The sequence below is a fragment of the Heyndrickxia oleronia genome (assembly GCF_017809215.1).
Taxonomy (GTDB): Bacteria; Bacillota; Bacilli; order Bacillales; family Bacillaceae_C; genus Heyndrickxia; species Heyndrickxia oleronia.
This window is the reverse complement of sequence record NZ_CP065424.1, coordinates 4988853-5008051: the sequence shown is the minus strand read 5'-3', so window position 1 is coordinate 5008051 and position 19199 is coordinate 4988853. Positions and strand designations below refer to the sequence as shown.

The 19199-nt window shown below is 35.1% G+C and carries 16 protein-coding genes; 13 read left to right on the top strand and 3 right to left on the bottom strand.

Annotation, left to right across the window (positions count from 1 at the left end):
- Positions 1–120 precede the first annotated feature (120 nt).
- Positions 121–1692 carry a bifunctional metallophosphatase/5'-nucleotidase gene (locus I5818_RS25035; RefSeq protein ID WP_071976368.1) on the top strand — a complete coding sequence of 524 codons (1572 nt, stop codon included), beginning with the start codon at positions 121–123 and terminating at the stop codon, positions 1690–1692.
- Positions 1693–1735: 43 nt separating this feature from the next.
- Here the strand turns inward: I5818_RS25035 and I5818_RS25030 are convergent, their stop codons facing one another.
- Positions 1736–2149: a hypothetical protein gene (locus tag I5818_RS25030; protein ID WP_071976369.1), complete on the bottom strand. Its 414-nt coding sequence runs from the start codon at positions 2147–2149 to the stop codon at positions 1736–1738.
- A 311-nt stretch (positions 2150–2460) separates the two neighbouring features.
- Here I5818_RS25030 and I5818_RS25025 point away from each other — a divergent pair, with 311 nt between their 5' ends.
- Positions 2461–3843 (top strand): L-cystine transporter, encoded by a 1383-nt coding sequence (locus tag I5818_RS25025; protein WP_058006883.1) that lies wholly within the window; start codon positions 2461–2463, stop codon positions 3841–3843.
- Positions 3844–3908: 65 nt separating this feature from the next.
- Here the strand turns inward: I5818_RS25025 and I5818_RS25020 are convergent, their stop codons facing one another.
- Together I5818_RS25020 and I5818_RS25015 are read right to left on the bottom strand one after the other, a co-directional pair.
- On the bottom strand, positions 3909–5423 hold the full coding sequence (locus I5818_RS25020; protein ID WP_078110416.1) for a succinyl-CoA:acetate CoA-transferase ScpC: 1515 nt from the start codon (positions 5421–5423) through the stop codon (positions 3909–3911).
- Between the two features lie 232 nt (positions 5424–5655).
- Positions 5656–6306: a LytTR family DNA-binding domain-containing protein gene (locus I5818_RS25015; protein WP_058006935.1), complete on the bottom strand. Its 651-nt coding sequence runs from the start codon at positions 6304–6306 to the stop codon at positions 5656–5658.
- Between the two features lie 143 nt (positions 6307–6449).
- Between I5818_RS25015 and I5818_RS25010 the strand changes: the two genes are divergently transcribed.
- The 11 genes from I5818_RS25010 (at position 6450) to I5818_RS24960 (ending at position 19137) form a co-directional block, all read left to right on the top strand.
- Positions 6450–6968 carry a GNAT family N-acetyltransferase gene (locus tag I5818_RS25010; RefSeq protein WP_058006936.1) on the top strand — a complete coding sequence of 173 codons (519 nt, stop codon included), beginning with the start codon at positions 6450–6452 and terminating at the stop codon, positions 6966–6968.
- A 43-nt stretch (positions 6969–7011) separates the two neighbouring features.
- On the top strand, positions 7012–7203 hold the full coding sequence (locus I5818_RS25005) for an SE1832 family protein (RefSeq protein ID WP_058006937.1): 192 nt from the start codon (positions 7012–7014) through the stop codon (positions 7201–7203).
- A gap of 273 nt (positions 7204–7476) precedes the next feature.
- Complete coding sequence (locus tag I5818_RS25000) at positions 7477–8589, top strand: PRK06851 family protein (RefSeq protein WP_078110417.1); 1113 nt, start codon at positions 7477–7479, stop codon at positions 8587–8589.
- A 147-nt stretch (positions 8590–8736) separates the two neighbouring features.
- The gene (locus I5818_RS24995) at positions 8737–9906 is read left to right on the top strand and encodes a MalY/PatB family protein (protein ID WP_078110418.1); all 1170 of its coding nucleotides are present in this window, start codon (positions 8737–8739) and stop codon (positions 9904–9906) included.
- Positions 9907–10097: 191 nt separating this feature from the next.
- Positions 10098–10982, top strand: a complete 885-nt coding sequence (gene murQ / locus I5818_RS24990) for an N-acetylmuramic acid 6-phosphate etherase (RefSeq protein WP_071977482.1) — start codon at positions 10098–10100, stop codon at positions 10980–10982.
- Positions 10983–11002: 20 nt separating this feature from the next.
- Positions 11003–12376 carry a PTS transporter subunit EIIC gene (locus tag I5818_RS24985; protein WP_058005722.1) on the top strand — a complete coding sequence of 458 codons (1374 nt, stop codon included), beginning with the start codon at positions 11003–11005 and terminating at the stop codon, positions 12374–12376.
- A 185-nt stretch (positions 12377–12561) separates the two neighbouring features.
- Positions 12562–13638, top strand: a complete 1077-nt coding sequence (locus I5818_RS24980; protein ID WP_313902948.1) for a DUF871 domain-containing protein — start codon at positions 12562–12564, stop codon at positions 13636–13638.
- A 40-nt stretch (positions 13639–13678) separates the two neighbouring features.
- Positions 13679–14581, top strand: coding sequence for a BadF/BadG/BcrA/BcrD ATPase family protein (locus tag I5818_RS24975; protein WP_078110420.1), 903 nt, complete (start codon positions 13679–13681; stop codon positions 14579–14581).
- Between the two features lie 13 nt (positions 14582–14594).
- Entirely contained in the window at positions 14595–15782 is a 1188-nt protein-coding gene (anmK, locus tag I5818_RS24970; RefSeq protein WP_268876193.1) for an anhydro-N-acetylmuramic acid kinase AnmK, read from the top strand.
- 133 nt (positions 15783–15915) lie between these two features.
- Complete coding sequence (locus tag I5818_RS24965) at positions 15916–17460, top strand: glycoside hydrolase family 10-like protein (RefSeq protein ID WP_078110421.1); 1545 nt, start codon at positions 15916–15918, stop codon at positions 17458–17460.
- Positions 17461–17871: 411 nt separating this feature from the next.
- Positions 17872–19137, top strand: coding sequence for an ABC transporter substrate-binding protein (locus tag I5818_RS24960; RefSeq protein WP_078110422.1), 1266 nt, complete (start codon positions 17872–17874; stop codon positions 19135–19137).
- Positions 19138–19199 lie beyond the last annotated feature (62 nt).

Here is a 19199-nt window from a genome sequence, read left to right as displayed (position 1 = left end):
TAGTTTATAATAAAGAGTAAGAATTAGGTCCTTTTTTTAACTTGTTTTTACCTAAAAGGACGTAAAAAGATATAAGAAATACATATAAAAAAACAGCTAATGATATAAGGATGGGTAAAAATGAAAAAGATGAATATAACGATACTTGAAACTAGTGATGTACATGGTAGCATCTTTCCGATAAATTATGGGACAAATAAAGAAGCAGATGTAGGGCTTGGTAAGATTGCTTCATTAATTAAACAGGAAAGACAAAAGAATGAAAATACAATTCTAATTGATAATGGAGATTTAATCCAAGGCACACCTTTAACTTATCATTATGCCAGAATTAATCATGAACGTCCTAATCCAATGGTTCTTTTAGCGAATGAATTACGATATGATGCAGCTGTCTTTGGTAATCATGAATTTAATTATGGAAAGGAAGTTCTTGGATCAGCTGTGAATGAATCAAACTTTCCTTGGTTATCAGCTAATATTATGAATAAAGAAACAGGGGAGCCTTATTATGGTTGTCCGTACTTAATAAAGGATGTTAATGGTGTGAAGGTAGGAATCTTAGGATTAACAACACCATATATTCCAAATTGGGAGCAACCGGAAAATATTGAAGGCATCGATTTTGTGAATCCTGTGGAAGAAGCAAAGAAGTGGGTGAAATATCTCCGTGAAGAGTTGGATGTAGATATTGTGATTGTGTCTTATCATGGAGGATTTGAGCGTGATTTAGAAACAGGAGAACCGACTGAAACGTTAACTGGGGAGAATCAAGGGTATCAAATTTGTCAGGAGGTTGAAGGCATCGATGTCTTATTAACTGGCCATCAGCATCGACAAATTGAAGACCAAATGATAAATGGTGTGATCATAGTGCAGCCGGGAAATAATGGGATAGCTTTAGGAAAGGTTTCTCTGCAGCTTGAAAATCAGGAAGGGATATGGAAGATCGTTAAAAAGACTTCTGCATTACTTCCAGTGATCGGTGTTCAAGCTGATTTGGATTTGCTCGATCAAGTAAGAGAATATGAACAAGCAACCCAGGAATGGTTGGACCAACCAATTGGTAAAATTGAAGGAGATATGGTTGTGAATAATCCAATGGAAATTAGAATGGGAGACAATGCATTGATTGAATTCTTTAATCATGTACAGATGGATGTTGCTGATGTAGAGATATCTAATACCGCTTTATTTGATAATCAGTCTCCTGGACTTACAGAGAATGTGACAATGAGGGATGTTGTTTCGAATTACATCTATCCTAATACATTAAAGGTCATTCGTATTTCTGGAGCTGATATGAAAGAAGCTTTAGAGCGTTCGGCATCGTACTTTAAACAGTATGATGGTGGAGAGGTTGAGGTGAATCCTGCATTTACTACGCCAAAGCCACAGCATTTTAACTATGATATGTGGGAAGGCATAGAGTATGTTATTGATATTCGTAAGCCTGTTGGAGAGCGAATCGTGAAACTTGAATTCAAAGGAGCCCCGGTAGACCCTAATCAAGAATATGATGTTGTTATGAACAATTATCGAGCTGGTGGTGGGGGAGAATACTTTATGTATAAAGATAAACCTGTCATTAAAGATATTCCTACGGATGTATCAGAACTTATTGCTAATTATATTTTAGAAAAGAAAGTCGTTACAGCAACAGTTAATCATAATTGGAAAGTTATTTATTAAGATATAAATGAAAGGAGGCTGCCCAGTTGCAGCTTTCTTTTTTTTATGCCATGTTCAACATAAGCAACATCGCGATGATCGCAATAATAGGAAAAGCCAAAATCATCATGAGGCCAATAAATGTAAAGGAGCGAATGAATGCTTTTATCTCCTCGGTCACATCGACTTTTGATTGCAAAAAAATGAATAGTACACCAAATAATGTTGCGATAATGGTTATAGCGATAGGAATCAGTAAATCAGCTGTACTAGATACTGGGCGTGTATTCATAAAACCGAATACCACTAAAATAATTGGAATAATTTCAATGATGGCATTTGCTATAAAAAATTTCGTTTGTATTTTTCCTTGATCAGCTGGATTATCCTTCATCTTATCGATATGGAATTTAAAATTAACAGAAATTCCGATCACCGCAATGAGTACGGCGAACACAAAATAATAAACGGAATGCATGTTTATCCTCCTTTATTTAAAAAAATTTCGTTGTTTATTATATGTACGAATTTAAAGGATTTTTAGTTTCGTTATTTAACTAGAGAAACTTTTCTTTAGTGTATGAATAGTGGGTGAATACATATGATAAAAAAACATAGATTAAAGTAATTCCTACTTGACTGATTGGATTAATTATAATATAGTTTTGCTTGCAATAAAAAAACAATTGGCTTTGTTAAGAACGATGTTGCTGGTTAACTTAACCAATTTGAGGAAAGAAAATCAACAATACTGTTTAACAGCGCTATTTTATTTTAAGGGGGATAAAAGTGAACACTTTTCTTGTTATTATTAATATTGTTGTTTTGTTACTTTTAATCTTCGGCCTTTTTATTATGCAAAAGAAGCATGTTTCCTTTTCAAAACGTGTATTCGCTGGATTAGGTCTAGGACTTATTTTTGGTTTTATCATTCACTTGATTTATGGTACGACGTCGAAAGTAACAATTAATACTATAGATTGGTTTAATATTGTAGGTAGTGGTTATGTGAAATTACTTCAAATGGTCGTTATGCCACTTGTTTTTATTTCCATTGTCGGTGCTTTTACAAAATTAAAACTTACGAAAAACCTTGGGAAAATAAGCTTTTTAGTTATAGGAATCTTATTGGGAACAACAGCGATCTCTGCTGCTGTTGGCATTGGCTCAGCATTAAGCTTTAATTTAGATGGAATTCATCTAAATCAAGGTGAAGCTGAAGCTGCGAGAAACGCAGAGTTGCAAGAAAAAGTAGTTGGTGTTCAGGGAATGACTATTCCACAACAAATTATAGAATTATTCCCAAGTAACCCATTTCAAGATCTAACAGGTGCTCGTCCAACTTCTACAATTGCCGTCGTTATTTTTGCAGCATTTGTAGGAATTGCCTTTCTAGGTGTAAAACGTAAAGATCCAGAGCATGGTGAGTTTTTTGCAAAAATAATAGATACTATTTATGCCATTATTATGAGGATTGTTACCTTGATCCTTCGATTAACTCCATATGGGGTTTTAGCATTAATTACGAAGGTAACGGCGACAAGTGATTATGGAGCAATTGCTAAGCTTGGAAAGTTTGTTATTGCTTCCTATGTTGCGTTAATTATTATGTTTATTATTCATTTACTTTTAATTGCACTAGTCAAATTAAGTCCAGTCAAATATGTGAGAAAGGCATTACCAACCTTAACATTTGCTTTTACCTCTCGTTCAAGTGCAGGAACACTGCCTTTAAACATTAAAACACAAACTAGCAGTTTTGGTGTTTCTGAAGGGATTGCCAATTTTGCAGGATCATTTGGGTTGTCAATTGGTCAAAATGGATGTGCCGGTATTTATCCAGCTATGCTGGCGATTATGGTAGCTCCTTCAGCGGGAATTAATCCAATGGATCCATCGTTTATTGTGACGCTTATTATTGTTGTTGCCATTAGTTCATTTGGTGTGGCAGGTGTAGGTGGCGGTGCTACATTTGCAGCATTAATAGTGTTATCTGTACTAAACTTACCGATTGCTATTGTTGGATTGCTCATTTCAGTAGAGCCATTAATTGATATGGGCCGTACAGCATTAAATGTAAGTGGAAGTATGACAGCAGGTATATTAACTGGTAAGGTAACAGGAGAACTTGATAAGGAAGTATATCAGCAACATAAAACAATTGAAGCATAATATTATGTAAAATAAAAAGAATGCCCTCAAACTAACTTGACGGCATTCTTTTTTTGTTGGTACAACTAAACTTCATGTATTAGTTGATGCATTGTTCCATTTTTCTCATAATTTATGTGCCAAGAAAGGGCTTTTTCTAGAATATGTGGTGTCTGTCCACCTTTTTGCTTTGCTTCTTCAAAATATTCAATTAACTGGTCCCGATAAGATGGGTGGACACAGTTTTCGATAATGAGAGGAACCCGCTCGATCGGTGCTAATCCTCTTAAATCAGCATAGCCCTGTTCGGTTACAATGACATCAACATCATGCTCTGTATGGTCGACATGTGAGACAAACGGAACAATGCTTGAAATATCCCCGTTTTTTGCAATGGATTTTGTCACGAAAATCGCTAAACGTGCATTTCTAGCAAAATCTCCTGAACCACCGATTCCATTCATCATATGTGTGCCTCGAACATGGGTGGAGTTTACATTTCCATAAATATCAATTTCAAGGGCTGTATTTATGGATATTAGTCCTAGACGACGGATAATTTCCGGATGGTTTGAAATTTCCTGTGGTCTAAGAATTAAATAATTCTTATATTTATCTAGATTGGAGTATACCTGTTTCATCTTTTCATATGATAATGTAATGGAACAACAAGAGGCAAATCGTACCTTACCAGCATCAATTAAATCAAAGACTGCATCCTGAAGTACCTCGGAATAGACTTCTAAATTAGTAAAATCAGATTCTAGTAGTCCATGTAGCACTGCATTTGCTACTGAGCCTATCCCAGATTGCAAAGGTGCAAGTTGATTCGTTAATCTGCCAGCTTCAACTTCGCTTTTTAAAAAACGTATTAAGTGATTAGCCATGATTTGTGTTTCCTCATCAGGTGGAACGATCGTAGAGGCTGAATCAACTTGATGAGTGAATACAATACCGGCTATTTTATCACTATGAACAGGAATTCCTACAGATCCAATACGATCATCTACATTTTTTAACAGAATGGGTTCTCTTTCACCTTGCTTCCCTAACTCATAAATATCGTGAAGACCTTCTAAAGCTTGTGGTTGAGCCATATTAATTTCAACAATGACATGCTTTGCCTTTTCAACAAATATAGATGAGTTGCCCACTGAAGTAGAGGGGATAATGAATCCGGATTGATCAATCGAAACCGCTTCCACTATTGCGAAGTCAATAGGATTTAATACATCTGAGCGGATAGCTTCAGCCATATGTGATAAATGCTGATCAACAAAAAGCATTTCTCCTTGATTGATTTTCTTCCTCATCGTGCTGTCTGCTTGGAAAGGCATTCGTTTATGAATCATGCCAGCTTCAGCCATTAATTTATCAATATCTGAGCCTAAGGATGCCCCTGTATATATATTTAATTTCATTGCTTCGTTTTTAGCTCGTTCAATCAATGCGGTTGGAACAGCTTTGGCATCCCCAGCCCGTGTAAAACCGCTTAAACCTAATGTCATTCCATCCTTTATCCATGAAGCAGCTTCTTGGGCAGACACAATTCGATTCATTAAGCGAGGGTCTTTAATATAATTCGGTATATTGATTTCCATTTCTCGTCATCCTTTTATTTCTTTTGAAATATTCTATCAATCAATGAATGCCTGTTCACTAGTTTATGGATGAAAGGGCTTTTATAAAGTGTAAAGCAGAATATTTTGCCCGTTAAGTAGTAAAAATATTCAAAGAAAGCTGTTTTTAATCGATCTGTGTTAAATATTCAATTTTGTTTCAAATCTAAGTGGTCATATTCCATAAAAAAACAACCAGCGAGAGTGCGGGTTGTTAGAAGCAAAGTATTTTTCTAAATTGACTAGCATAAGTCTGGCTTACAGGAATTTTAGACCCATCCTTCATAATTAATAAAAAGGTTGAGTGGGAGTCTGGATGTATTTCTGCAATAAAATTAATATTAATAATATAAGAACGATGACATCGAATAAAAATATCATCGGGTAAATAAAACTCTAATTCTGTTAAATTATATTTATGTGCACCAATTAATGTATCTGAATGTACATTTGTTTTTCTACTTTGGGCTTCTAAATACATAATTTGTGAAAATGGTACAGGCAACCAACGGTCATTTGTTTTTACAGTAAGAAAATTAGTTGAGAAGGTTGCTGGCTTTTTCGGAAGAATTGCGGTGATACATCCTTTCAAATGCCCTTCATCTATAATAGGGAAGGATATACCGAAGTAAGAGATTCCTAGCACATTCTTATCGATATAGTCAGATATTTTTTTTTGTACAGTTAATGCTTGGTATGTTGCTGTACCTTCTCTAATACGATCACCTGGTTTAATTTTTAAATCAATTTGTTTGCTCGGCTGATAATAAATATATTGCTTCTCATTCGTTATGGCAATCGAGGTATCCTTTGGTACTAAGTCTTGTATAACTTCCATAATTGATGAAATAGTATGCTGGTCCATGCAGATTTTCACCTTCCTATTCTCTTGTTAAAAGAGCTTAAAAGAAATAAATAATTGCCCACTAAATGGTAGAATAGTATGAATAACTCATCAAAGCTATAAGCAGAACTTATTATACCATACTAGTATAGGAGTGAAAATCTATGCAAATAAGAGTCGGTACAATTAATGATATTAAGGGGCTTGCCAAGGTACACTATGAAAGCTGGATTACAACTTATACAGGAATGTTTTCAGAAGAAACATTTAAAAAACGTACCTACGAAAGAGTACTTGAAAATTGGCGACCGAGATTAGAAAATTTAGATCCTAATTATCGATGCTTTTTAGCAGAAACGGACGAGGGTGAAATTTTTGCTTTTGCTGAATGCGGTAAAGAAAGAACTGGAGAATTCAATATTGATAGCGAGCTTTATACCATTTATATGTTAGAGCTTTTTCATCGAAAAGGTATTGGCAAGCTATTGTTTCAAAAGGTAATAGAATTTCTCAATGAACAAGGTTTTCATTCTTTATTAGTATGGGTGCTTAAAGATAATCATTCAGCAAGGAAGTTTTACGAGAAGCTTGGAGGGATTCAAATAGCCGAACAATCGTTGGGAGATAGTGGTATATTAGAGGTTGCATATGCATGGTCGAATATTCAAGAATTGAATATCTGAATATTTTTAGGTACTCTAATAGTAGAAATTGAGGTGTCTATCAATGAATAGAAAAGAAATTGAATATAAAATTCAAGATTTAAAGGCGGATTATGTTCGCCTCCAGCATGATCTAGAAAAGCTAGAGTTTGTTAAAGGGAATCTATCGCCGCTTGAACTTCAATTAGAGGGTCTTGAGAAGGAGCTAAAACTCCTGAATGAACAATTAGCAAAGATGGAAGAGAACGATAAATAAGGACTGAAAACAGCTTGTAGAATGAGTGAATCTCAATGCAAGTTGTTTTTTTATTTGGCTCTTTTCGCAAACATTATTGCTTTTTAGGCAATGTGCTAACTGAGTAATAACTTTGTTCTTTTGACTACAAGATAAAATTGATATTGCCATATTCACCCATCCTTATGCAGATGAATGAGGCGTTTTTGCTTTTCTTTTCACCTAATATCATCAATTGCATAGGCTAATGTGTAGAGAGATTGTTTTCATCCTACTGTAAGAGGAGTGTTTTACATGGCAGGGAAAGTATTAAATTACTTTGCTGGTGGTAATACAGGAAGAGGTTTCTATAATTTATTTGATTCGAATCTTAAGGGATTGGACCGCCTTTTCATTCTAAAAGGGGGACCTGGGACAGGAAAATCAAGCTTGATGAAAAAACTTGCAAGTGAATGGAGAAATAAGGGGTATGATATTGAAATCATTCATTGTTCATCAGATAATGATTCAATTGATGGAGTTATTATTCCTAAACTTAAATTTGGAATCGTTGACGGAATGGCACCGCATATCGTTGAACCAAATGCACCAGGAGCAATCGAGGAATACGTTAATTTAGGGGTAGCATGGGACAGTGAACGGCTACAGCAAAATAAAAATCGAATTATAGCTCTGCAAAATGAAGTAAGTCGAGCATTTCAGTTGGCATATGATACTTTTGCAAAAGGATTAGAAGAACATGATGACCTAGAAGAAATTTATTTCAAGGAAATGGATTTTAATAAGGCAAACGGATTAACGGATGAATTGATTCAGCAAATATTTGGCGAGCAGCATTTATCAAAGCAAGCGATCGTCTATCACCGTTTTTTAGGAGCGGCCACACCAAAAGGGGCAGTAGACTTTATTCCGAATATCACAGAGGGATTAAACAGAAGATATTTTTTAAAAGGTCGAGCGGGAACAGGGAAATCTACTTTATTAAAGAAAGTAGCTGCTGTAGCAGAAGAAAGAGGATTTGACACGGAAATTTATCATTGCGGTTTTGATCCTAATAGTATTGATATGGTAGTTATTAGGGAATTAAGCTTTGCTATCTTCGATAGTACCGATCCGCATGAATACTTTCCAGATCGAAAAGGTGATAAGATAATTGATCTATACATGGCTGCTGTTACTCCTGGTACTGATGAGAAGTATAATATAGAGATAAAAGAAGTTCATAAAAGGTATAAGGATCAGATGAAAGAAGGAACGAAATGCTTAGCTAAAGCAAAGGCATTGCATGATGAGTTAGAAAAATTGTATGTAGAGGCGATGGATTTCTCAATTTTAGATAAATTTTATCAAATGATTAATCAAGAAATTATTCGATTAGAAAATAATTTATATAGTATGAATGAGTAAAAAAGGACACTATATGCCATTAAAAAGAACTTTTCAAAAATGAAAGTTCTTTTTTGCATTTGTTTATTAAGCGCTTGCCTTTTCTTATTGTTTGCCCTAAGTTATATTAAAGCTATGTAGATGTATGAGTAATAGGGGGATTATAAAATGAATTGGAATGATTGTGTGGTAAGGACGGGTACACATTCGGTTAAATGGTCGAGTATACCTGATCCTAATGAAATTATCCCAATGTGTATAGCAGATATGGACTTTCAAGTAGCACCTGAAATTATGCAAGCGATGGTGAAAAAAGCGGCACATGGTATTTATGGTTATACAACTTTTTGTGAGCGTTATTATCTTTCGATTATCCAGTGGTGGAAAAAAAGATTCGATCTGGATATAGATAAAGAGTGGATATCATTTAGCCCAGGGATTATCCCAGGAATTAATATCCTTCTTCAGATTTTAACAAAGCCTGGAGAACATGTGATTGTTCAAGAACCTGTATATTATCCTTTTTATAGTAGTATTGAAAATCATCAGTGTAAAATTGTACAAAATTCACTTGTTTATAAAAATGGTACATATGAAATGGATTTCGCTGATTTAGAGGAAAAAGCAAGCGATCCAAAAGCAAGTGTATTGATTTTATGTAGTCCTCACAATCCTGTTGGAAGAGTATGGACGATTGATGAATTGAATAGGGTTGCTGAAATATGTTTAAAACACAATGTGTGGATTATTTCGGATGAGATGCATGGAGATCTTGTGTATAAAGGAAATCAACATCATCCATTATTTGCAGTGAATCCAAAAATCAAGAATCAAAGTATTATATGTGCTGCACCAAGTAAAACCTTTAATGTAGCAGGATTACAAACATCGATTATCATGATTCCAAACAAGGACCTTCGAGAACAATATCAGCAAAAGCTTATTCAGTTCGGTTTAATGAGACCAAATGTATTCGGGGTAGAAGGAACAATTGCTGCATATGAGTCTTGTGAATATTGGCTTGAGGAATTGCTTGTTTACTTGGAGGGAAATCTGCAATATGTCTCAAATTATTTTAAAACAAAGATTCCGGAGATTATTCCTATCCAACCAGAAGCAACCCACCTCATCTGGCTTGACTGTAGTCAACTTGGTATGAAAGGAGAAGAATTATTTCAATATTTCTTAAATGAGGCAAAGATTAAATTTGATGAAGGATATAAATTCGGTCAAAATGGTGATTCCTTTGTACGGATGAATATTGCATGTCCACGAGAAAGATTGGAGAATGCAATGAAGAGAATTGAAGAGGCAGTAAAGAGTGTTAAGCATAAATAATAGTAATATTTTTCAGACTAAAACTAGTATATAACCTAAAAAAACTTGGTAGAAATACCGAGTTTTTTTATATTATAATCTCTTATAAAATAGGATTTTAAAATATTAATTCAAATTATAATAGATTATGTTGACATTTTATTTCTAATATATAAAATGAAATTAAGAAATAAAATTTAAAGGATGGTACTATGCTTGAAAAACTGACTACAGAAAAACGCAATGACAACACGATGAATCTAGATGTCATGTCAATTCATGAAATTTTAGAAACGATGAATCGAGAAGACCAAACAGTGCCTCAAGCCATTGCTATGGAAATTCATAGTATTGAAAAAGCCGTTCACTACGTTATCCAATCATTTCAAGAAGGGGGACGATTAATTTATATAGGTGCAGGTACTAGTGGAAGACTAGGAGTTTTAGATGCTGTTGAATGTAAGCCAACATTCGGATCACCACCAGAAATGGTCCAAGGTTTTATTGCAGGTGGCGTGAAAGCGTTTACTGAAGCGGTTGAGGGCGCCGAGGATGATGAAGAACAAGGCGGGAAGGATCTAGCAAGTATCACTCTATCGAATAAAGATACTGTGATAGGTATTGCAGCAAGTGGGCGTACACCATATGTAATAGGTGCTCTAAAGTATGCGAGCGAAATAGGGGCTAAAACGGTGAGCGTAAGCTGTAATAAAGGTGCAGAAATAAGTAAATATGCAAGTGTTTTTATTGAGGTTGAGACAGGACCTGAAATATTAACTGGTTCAACACGATTAAAGGCTGGTACAGCTCAGAAACTAATCTTAAATATGATTTCCACTGCATCAATGATCGGTATAGGCAAGGTCTATAAGAATTTAATGGTTGATGTTCAATCAACGAATCTAAAGCTTGTCGAACGATCAAAACGGATTATTATGCAATCAACAGAAGTTGATTATGAAATCGCAAGTGAGTACTTCGAAAAGGCTAATCATAATGTCAAAGCAGCCATTGTAATGATTCTACTTCAATGCTCATATGAAGAAGCATTGGTAAGTCTAAAAAAGGCGAATGGATTTATAAGAAAAGCACTATAAGCCCATTGGGGGGAGAAATGATGAAAAAAGAACAAGCAATAGCTGAAGGTATTTTAGAGCATATTGGTGGAAAAGAAAATATTAGACAACTTGCCCACTGTATGACACGTGTTAGACTAAAGTTAAAGGATCAAAACAAAGTGAATATCGACCAATTAAAAAAGGTCGATGGGGTTATGGGTGTAATTGATGATGAAACACTGCAGATTGTTGTTGGGCCTGGGACAGTAAATAAGGTTTCAGATGTTTTAAGTAATATGACAGGGTTAAAAGTCGGAGAGGCAGCAGAATCTGGTGATTTGTCCTTTGAAGAAAAAGCCCAGTTAAAAAAAGCAAACATGAAGAAAAAAAATAATACGCCTTTTAAAAACTTTCTAAGAAGTATAGGAAACATCTTCATTCCGCTTATTCCTGGTTTAGTTGCATCCGGTTTAATCAATGGAGCAGCGAATTTTGCAAAAAATGCTGGAGTAGACCCAGAATTGACTTGGATGAAGATTCTTCTTCTACTTGGTGGATGTATCTTTACTTATTTAGGTGTCTTGGTTGGATGGAATACAGCAAAGGAATTTGGTGGAACACCAGTACTTGGTGCGATTGCAGGGATGTTCTTATTTAATCCAGGCTTAGCTGATATTCATATTTTTGGAGACGCTCTCATTCCAGGGCGAGGTGGCCTATTCGGTGTTATTTTTGCTGCGTGGTTAATGGTTGTTGTAGAAAAGCAAGTAAGGAAAATCATGCCAAACTCAATTGATATTATCTTTACACCACTTATTACCATTTTGATTGTTGCTATTTTATCTTTATTTATTGTAATGCCGGTTGCAGGACTTTTATCTGATGGAATCACAAGTGGTATTAATGCAATCTTAGATTTCGGTGGTGTAGTTGCAGGAGCGTTATTAGCAGGATTTTTCCTACCACTCGTTATGGTTGGGTTACATCAAGGTCTCACACCTATACATGTTGAGTTGATGAATCAGCTTGGAAATACACCGCTTTTACCAATACTAGCAATGGCAGGAGCGGGGCAAGTTGGTGCAGCAATTGCTATATTTGTAAAAACGAAGAATAAAAGATTACGAAACATTATTAAAGGTGGACTTCCTGCTGGTTTTCTAGGAATTGGTGAGCCACTTTTATATGGGGTAACAGTTCCACTTGGAAGGCCATTTATTACTGCATGTTTAGGTGCAGCAGTTGGTGGAGCCTTTCAGGCAGTAGTTAAAACTGCAGCTACTAGTATTGGGGTTTCTGGTCTGTCACTCACAATGCTCATTGCGGATAATAAATATTTATTATATTTAATAGGAATTATTATTGCTTACGCATTTGGCTTTTTATTCACTTATTTATTTGGATTTAAAGAGGAAATGGCGGAAGATATTTAATAATAAAAAGGGAGGACGATCCTCCCTTTTATTATTATAGGCCGTACTTGTCTAGTTTGCTGCTTTTGTAATGGGTTCAGCTTTCTTATGAAGATTCTCAGTCTTCAACTTTTTTATTTGTAAAAACTTGCCTAAAATTGCAATAATGTTTGAGAATAGAGCCTAATTATAAGATTAATCGAGGAGTGATTGCTTTGCTAGGAATATCCGTATATTTATCAGAGCCAATTAGTGGACAAAGGGAGTATATTGAAAGGGTATCAAAAAGAGGATTTAAATCAATTTTTACATCACTACATATTCCAGAGGATAATCCAAATCTATTTAAAGAAAGACTAATGGAACTTGGAACCATTGCACGAAATAATGATATGGAACTAATTGCAGACATCTCACCGAAGTCACTACAATATTTAGGTTATTCATGGGAAACAGCGGATCAACTATTATCATGGGGACTAACAGGTCTTCGTATTGATTATGGTGTAAGTGAAGATATGATTGCTAAGCTATCTCATAAATTAAAGATTGCTCTAAATGCTAGTACGTTAAATCAAAGCGCATTAGAAAAATTAAAGTCATTTAGTTTAAATTTATCCTCAACAGAGGCTTGGCATAATTTTTATCCTCGTCCTGAAACAGGTCTTGGGCGTGAGGATTTCCAAGTGAAAAATAAATGGTTAGCATCTGAAGGAATAAAAACGATGGCGTTTATTCCTGGAGATAGGAAACTCCGAGCCCCGCTTTTTGAAGGACTCCCAACATTAGAGGATCATAGAAAAGTATCTCCATTTACTGCTTATTGTGATTTACATTTTAAGGAAGGAGTTAATAAAATACTAGTAGGCGATGTACAGCTAAGTGATGAGACTCTTGAACAGTTCTATACCTTCATAAACGAAGACTGCTTTCTGTTAAGAGCAAGAGCGTTTACCAAGGACAAAGAGCTTATTGCAATAATGGAGAATGCTCAAACCAATCGATTAGACTCAGCGAGGGATTGTATTCGTTCAATGGAATCTAGGGAATATGGATTAATTGGAAAAAGACCGGTTGAGCCTGAACATATGATTGAACGCAGAATGGGCTCAATTACCGTAGATAATAGCAATTATGGGCGCTATCAAGGGGAAATACAAATTACAAAAACGAATTTAGCTGCTAATGAAAAGGTAAATGTGATTGGCGAGATAATCGATGAGGATAAAAACCTCCTTAAGTTTATTAGTGGTGGGGGCAAATTTAAAATAAAGTGGGTTTAAATCGATAAAATTCAAAGAGGATAACAATAGGGGGAAGCTGATGTCATATATTATTGGTATTGATGCAGGTGGGACAAAGACTAAAGCACTTATACTAACAGAAAATAAAGAGATAGTCTTTGAGGTGGATTCTGGATATGGAAATCCGAATATTGATTTTGAAGCTGCTGTATCAAATATTTTAGATGTTCTGAATGCGTGTTTAGAGAGCCCTTATGGTCCACAATGTAAACAAGTTGTTGCAGGAATTGCTGGTATTGAAGCTGGGGAGAATCGCCAAAAAATAAATCAATATCTTAAACAAACAACAGCTCTACCTATTATTCTTGTCAACGATGCTGTCCTCGCATACCATTCTATTTTTGAATTAAATGATGGCGTCCTTACAATTGCAGGTACAGGTTCTATTTCATATGGAAGGAATGGAGAAAAAGAGGAATATGCAGGTGGTTGGGGACATCTATTGGGGGATGAAGGAAGTTCATATGATATCGCTATTCAAGCCTGTAAACAAATAATAGGAGAAAAGGAAACGGGAATAACATATTCTCCATTATCTTTATCTATTTTAAATCATCTAGGCATGAGGGATGCAAATGAATTAAAGGGATTTATTTATCAAGCAACAAAAGGAGAAATTGCCTCTCTTTCATATATTGTATATCTTCAAGCGAAAGAAGGAAGTCAAGAAGCAAAGGAAATATTTCGTAAAGCGGGTACGGAACTAGGTAACCAAACAATAAGGCTTATCAAAAAATTAGGCCTGGAAAATCCTGTGTCAATTGGATGCAAAGGTAGTTTGCTCGAAAAAAACATCTTTGTACAACAAGCTTTTCAACAAACGATATCAAAAGAGCTACCGTCTAGTATTTTTTTAGAATCGGATTGTATACCTGCCTCTGGTGCGCTTGCTATTTCTGAAATATATAAATTGAATCGATGAAAGAAAAAGTGGGGTGGTCAAACTGGAAAAATTAATAGTTGGACTTATGTCTGGAACATCCATTGATGGTATTGATGCAGCAATTGTTCGGATAAATGAATGGGGATTAAGGACCAAAGCAGAACTTATTCATTTTATTAGTGTTCCTTTTTCAGAGGAGATACAGCAGGAAATTTTACAATGTATGAATGTAGAAGAGTCAAATATTGCAAGGATTACGAGTATGAACTTCAAGCTAGGAAAGCTTTTCGCAAATGCAGTTAAACAAGTTTGTAAAGAAGCAGATATCCCTTTGAATCAAATTCATGCTATTGGCTCACATGGGCAAACGGTCTTTCACATCCCACAAGAAACTGACAACCTCGTTCAATCAACTCTACAAATTGGAGAACCTTCTGTTATCGCCTATGAAACAGGAATAACAGTTATTTCTAATTTTCGATCAATGGATATAGCAGCTGGGGGGGAGGGAGCGCCACTTGTACCTTATACTGACTACTTAATTTATCAAAATGATTCTAAAGGGAGAGCATTGCAAAATATTGGTGGTATAGGGAATGTCACAGTCCTGTCAAAAGGTGGGGAAATCAAGGATCTTTTTGCATTTGATACGGGTCCAGGAAATATGATTATTGATGAAGTATGTAAAAAAAGACTAGGTTTGGCATATGATTGTGATGGAAATTGGGCCGCAAAGGGAAGGGTTCATAAGGAGCTAGTTGCTACATGGCTGAGAAATCCTTATTTTCACAAACAGCCGCCTAAGTCAACAGGTAGGGAGCTTTTTGGGAATACTTATACGGAAAAAATCCTTAAGAATTATCCCCAGATGTCTGATCAGGATTTGATTGCTACAGTTACGTATTATACGGCTTATTCAATATATGATGCATACAAAAAGTTTGTCTTTCCAAAAGTCAAAATTGACGAAATAATTCTAGGTGGTGGCGGTAGCCATAATCGTACTTTAATAAATATGCTTAAAGGACTATTACCAGATTACAAAATTTATACACAAGAGGATCTAGGCTATTCCTCAGATGCTAAAGAAGCAATTGCCTTTGCCATCCTAGCAAATGAAACAATTCATCAGCAATGCTCTAATGTTCCTCAGGCAACGGGTTCGAATAAACAGGTGATCCTTGGTTCTATAACCTTATCACCTACAGGAGATAAAAACTTTATATATAAGGGAGACTAGCTAACTTAAATAAACTAATTATTCATACTACTGTGCTAAATTACCCGTTTGATTAAATCTATGAATCTTTTGTTCTATCATTCTCCAAATATTGCTATAATCTTCCTTAAATGGACATATAAATAATAGGAGGATGATGATGAAAAAAAGTGGATTTGCTTTAGTTGCAATAATATTGCTAGTTGCCTTATTTCCATCTAAAAGCATCGATGCAAAAGAGGTAATTTCACCAAAAAGAGAATTCAGGGCTGTGTGGATTGCCACTGTAAACAATATCGATTGGCCGTCCAAAAAAGGATTATCGATAAAAAAACAAAAAGAAGAATATATGAAATTACTAAATGATGTAAAGGGCATGGGCATGAATGCAGTGATTGTACAAATAAAACCAACTGCTGACGCCTTTTATCCTTCTAAGTATGGTCCTTGGTCTGAGTATCTTACTGGTACACAAGGGAAGAACCCTGGCTATAACCCATTAGAATTTATGATTCAAGAAGCACATAAACGGAATTTAGAATTTCATGCATGGTTTAATCCTTACCGAATTTCAATGAACCACAAGGATATAAAGAAACTTTCTAAAGATCATCCAGCAAGAAAGCATCCTGACTGGGTTTTAAGCTATGGAAAACAATTATACTATGATCCGGGTATACCTGAAGTTCAGGATTTCATCGTCGATGGCATTATGGAAGTTGTCAAAAATTATGATATTGATGGTGTCCATATGGATGATTATTTTTATCCTTATAAAATAGCTGGTGTAGAATTTCCAGACAACCGCAGCTATAAAAGCTATGGTTCAAAGCAATTTGCTAATAAAGGTGACTGGAGAAGAGACAATGTAAATAAATTAGTTGCAAAAATTAACACTTCTATTAAAAATGAAAAATCATATGTGAAATTTGGAATCAGTCCATTCGGTGTATGGAGAAATATAGCAGATGACCCGTCAGGATCTAATACAAAAGCTGGACAAACGAATTATGATGATTTATATGCGGATACAAGGCAATGGATTCAAAATGGAAGTCTGGATTATATTAATCCACAAATTTATTGGAGCATTGGGTATAAACCTGCTTCATTTGATGTGTTAAGTGCCTGGTGGAGAAAAGAAATTGCCGGAAAACCAATCCATTTATACATTGGTCAGGCTGCCTATAAGATAAATAATAATTCAGATCCTGCTTGGTCCAATTCGCAGGAATACTCAAAACAAATTAACTTGATGAGGAACTATAATGATATACATGGTAGCGTTCATTTTAGTTTAAAGAATTTAATTCGAAATCCACTTGGTATCAAAAATCGCCTAATGAATGATCTATATAAATCTCCAGCACTCATTCCAACGATGCCATGGTTGGACGATACTGCTCCAAAAATGCCAAAGCTTCGGAATGGAGTTCATCAACGAAGTGGTGTTCAACTGACTGTAGAAGATCAAAAGGAAAATGATACTGCCTATTATGCTGTATATCGATTTGATGGGAAACAAAAAGGAAGTATAAATAGTTCTAAATATTTGCTAATGACAGTTCGAAAAACATCCGAAAACCAAGTAATCTTGGATAAAACGGCTAAGCTTAATAAAACTTATACTTATGTTGTTACCGCACTAGACCGTTTGCATAATGAAAGTGTGGAAAGCAATACAATCACTGTAAAATAATTTCGGACAGTGAATAAAGGCAGTATGAACCTCAGTTCATACTGCCTACTCTTTTTATCAGAGGAAAATTACCTTGTGACTGAAATATTATTTTATTTTTATAATAAAAATATCGAAACATTAATATTATATATTAGCACTTTAAGAGTTAAAAAAATTAAACATCACACCTAACATTCTTCTAATCATTTATCTCCTTTCGTAGATCACAAGCTAACAAGAATAAGTGCTTATCATCTTCAATCATTCCTTAGAAAACATTTTCGATGAATTTACTAATGATAAAAGGAGGGTTATCTAACGCCATATATATGTAGTGGACTAATCTCATTCTATTTATTCCTCAATATTAAAATTGCCGACAATGTATTGTAAAGATTTGAAGCTGGATTATGAAAGGAGACAAAATAGATGAAAAGATGCTTAATATATTTTATTACCATTTTATTTGTATCAAGTATTTTTCTTGCAGGCTGTTCCTCTTCGTCATCTGATAGTGAAAAGAAAGTAAATAAGGTTGAATTAACCATTTATAGCTGGAGGCCTGAAGATAAGGCGGCATATGAAAAGTTTATTGATGAATTTGAAAAGGAAAATAGAGGGGTTGAGGTGAAATTTAAACCCTTTAAGTCTACCGAATATGGAACGATTTTAACGAATGCTTTATCCTCTGGAAAAGGTCCAGATATTATTCAGTTAAGACCTTATCAAGGGGCTACGACAATTGCGGATTCAGGATATTTATTACCCTTAGATAATGTGAAAGGGCTTACGGATATACCTAAGGAATACCTAGACGCAGCTAAAGGAAGTGACGGAAAAGTATATGGTGTACCATTGACACTAAATTCTGCAGTTATTTTTTATAATACACAGTTATTTAAAGAAAATGGGCTAGAGCCTCCAAAAACATGGGACCAACTACTTCAAGTTTCGAAGGAATTTCAAAGTAAAGATATCGTACCAATTGCCCAGTCAGGTAAAGCTAGTTATCTTCTTTCATTGACCCATAGTGTAATTGGTGCAACAACCTATGATGGTAATCAATTTGTAGAAGAATTTCTAACAGGCGAAGTAAATTTACATGATCCTAGATTTGTAGAATCTATTAAGCGGATGAAGGAACTTGAACCATTTTTCCCTAAAGATTTTGTCGCGATTGAAGATAAAGATGCACAGGCTTTGTTCTATACAGGGAAGGCTGCAATGTATATCAATGGTGACTACCGGTTAGAGTCTTTTGAACAAAATAATCCAGATTTACCAATAGACGTTTTACCATCCGTAGCTAATACAGAAGGTGGCGATACCCCATCAGTTACATGGGTAGATGGATCTTATGGTGTGGTTAAGGCTTCAAAACACCAAAAAGAGGCCCTGAAGTTTATAGAATTTTTAGCATCCAAAAAATTCGGGCAAATGTTTAGTGATGAGCTTAATCGGATGAGTGCGATTCCTGGAGTTACTCCTAAACACCTTCTAGTAAAAAAATTGACTGAAATGAGTGAAAAAAGTAATACACCTTACTTTATGCTTGTGCATTTAGGTGATGGTAGTCCGACAACTAAAACGACTTTTGAAAATGCCCTGCAGGGAATGTATATTGATAAGTTAACCGCTGATGACGTGATTGAAGAGACACAAAAGTCATTGGATAAGTGGTTTAAAAAGCAATAAACACCTTTATTTATATTCAGTTAAGCTGAATTTTAGGCTTAACTGAATATGGTCCTTAACAA

What these genes read in the sequence shown, in the direction of transcription:
- I5818_RS25030 (WP_071976369.1), bottom strand. Translation starts at nt 2,149, where the DNA reads ATGCATTCCGTTTATTATTTTGTGTTCGCCGTACTCATTGCGGTGATC.
- I5818_RS24995 (WP_078110418.1), top strand. Translation starts at nt 8,737, where the DNA reads ATGAATTGGAATGATTGTGTGGTAAGGACGGGTACACATTCGGTTAAA.
- I5818_RS24985 (WP_058005722.1), top strand. Translation starts at nt 11,003, where the DNA reads ATGAAAAAAGAACAAGCAATAGCTGAAGGTATTTTAGAGCATATTGGT.
- I5818_RS25010 (WP_058006936.1), top strand. Translation starts at nt 6,450, where the DNA reads ATGCAAATAAGAGTCGGTACAATTAATGATATTAAGGGGCTTGCCAAG.
- I5818_RS24975 (WP_078110420.1), top strand. Translation starts at nt 13,679, where the DNA reads ATGTCATATATTATTGGTATTGATGCAGGTGGGACAAAGACTAAAGCA.
- I5818_RS25005 (WP_058006937.1), top strand. Translation starts at nt 7,012, where the DNA reads ATGAATAGAAAAGAAATTGAATATAAAATTCAAGATTTAAAGGCGGAT.
- I5818_RS25020 (WP_078110416.1), bottom strand. Translation starts at nt 5,423, where the DNA reads ATGGAAATCAATATACCGAATTATATTAAAGACCCTCGCTTAATGAAT.
- murQ (WP_071977482.1), top strand. Translation starts at nt 10,098, where the DNA reads ATGCTTGAAAAACTGACTACAGAAAAACGCAATGACAACACGATGAAT.
- I5818_RS25000 (WP_078110417.1), top strand. Translation starts at nt 7,477, where the DNA reads ATGGCAGGGAAAGTATTAAATTACTTTGCTGGTGGTAATACAGGAAGA.
- I5818_RS24965 (WP_078110421.1), top strand. Translation starts at nt 15,916, where the DNA reads ATGATGATGAAAAAAAGTGGATTTGCTTTAGTTGCAATAATATTGCTA.
- I5818_RS25035 (WP_071976368.1), top strand. Translation starts at nt 121, where the DNA reads ATGAAAAAGATGAATATAACGATACTTGAAACTAGTGATGTACATGGT.
- I5818_RS25015 (WP_058006935.1), bottom strand. Translation starts at nt 6,306, where the DNA reads ATGGACCAGCATACTATTTCATCAATTATGGAAGTTATACAAGACTTA.
- I5818_RS24960 (WP_078110422.1), top strand. Translation starts at nt 17,872, where the DNA reads ATGAAAAGATGCTTAATATATTTTATTACCATTTTATTTGTATCAAGT.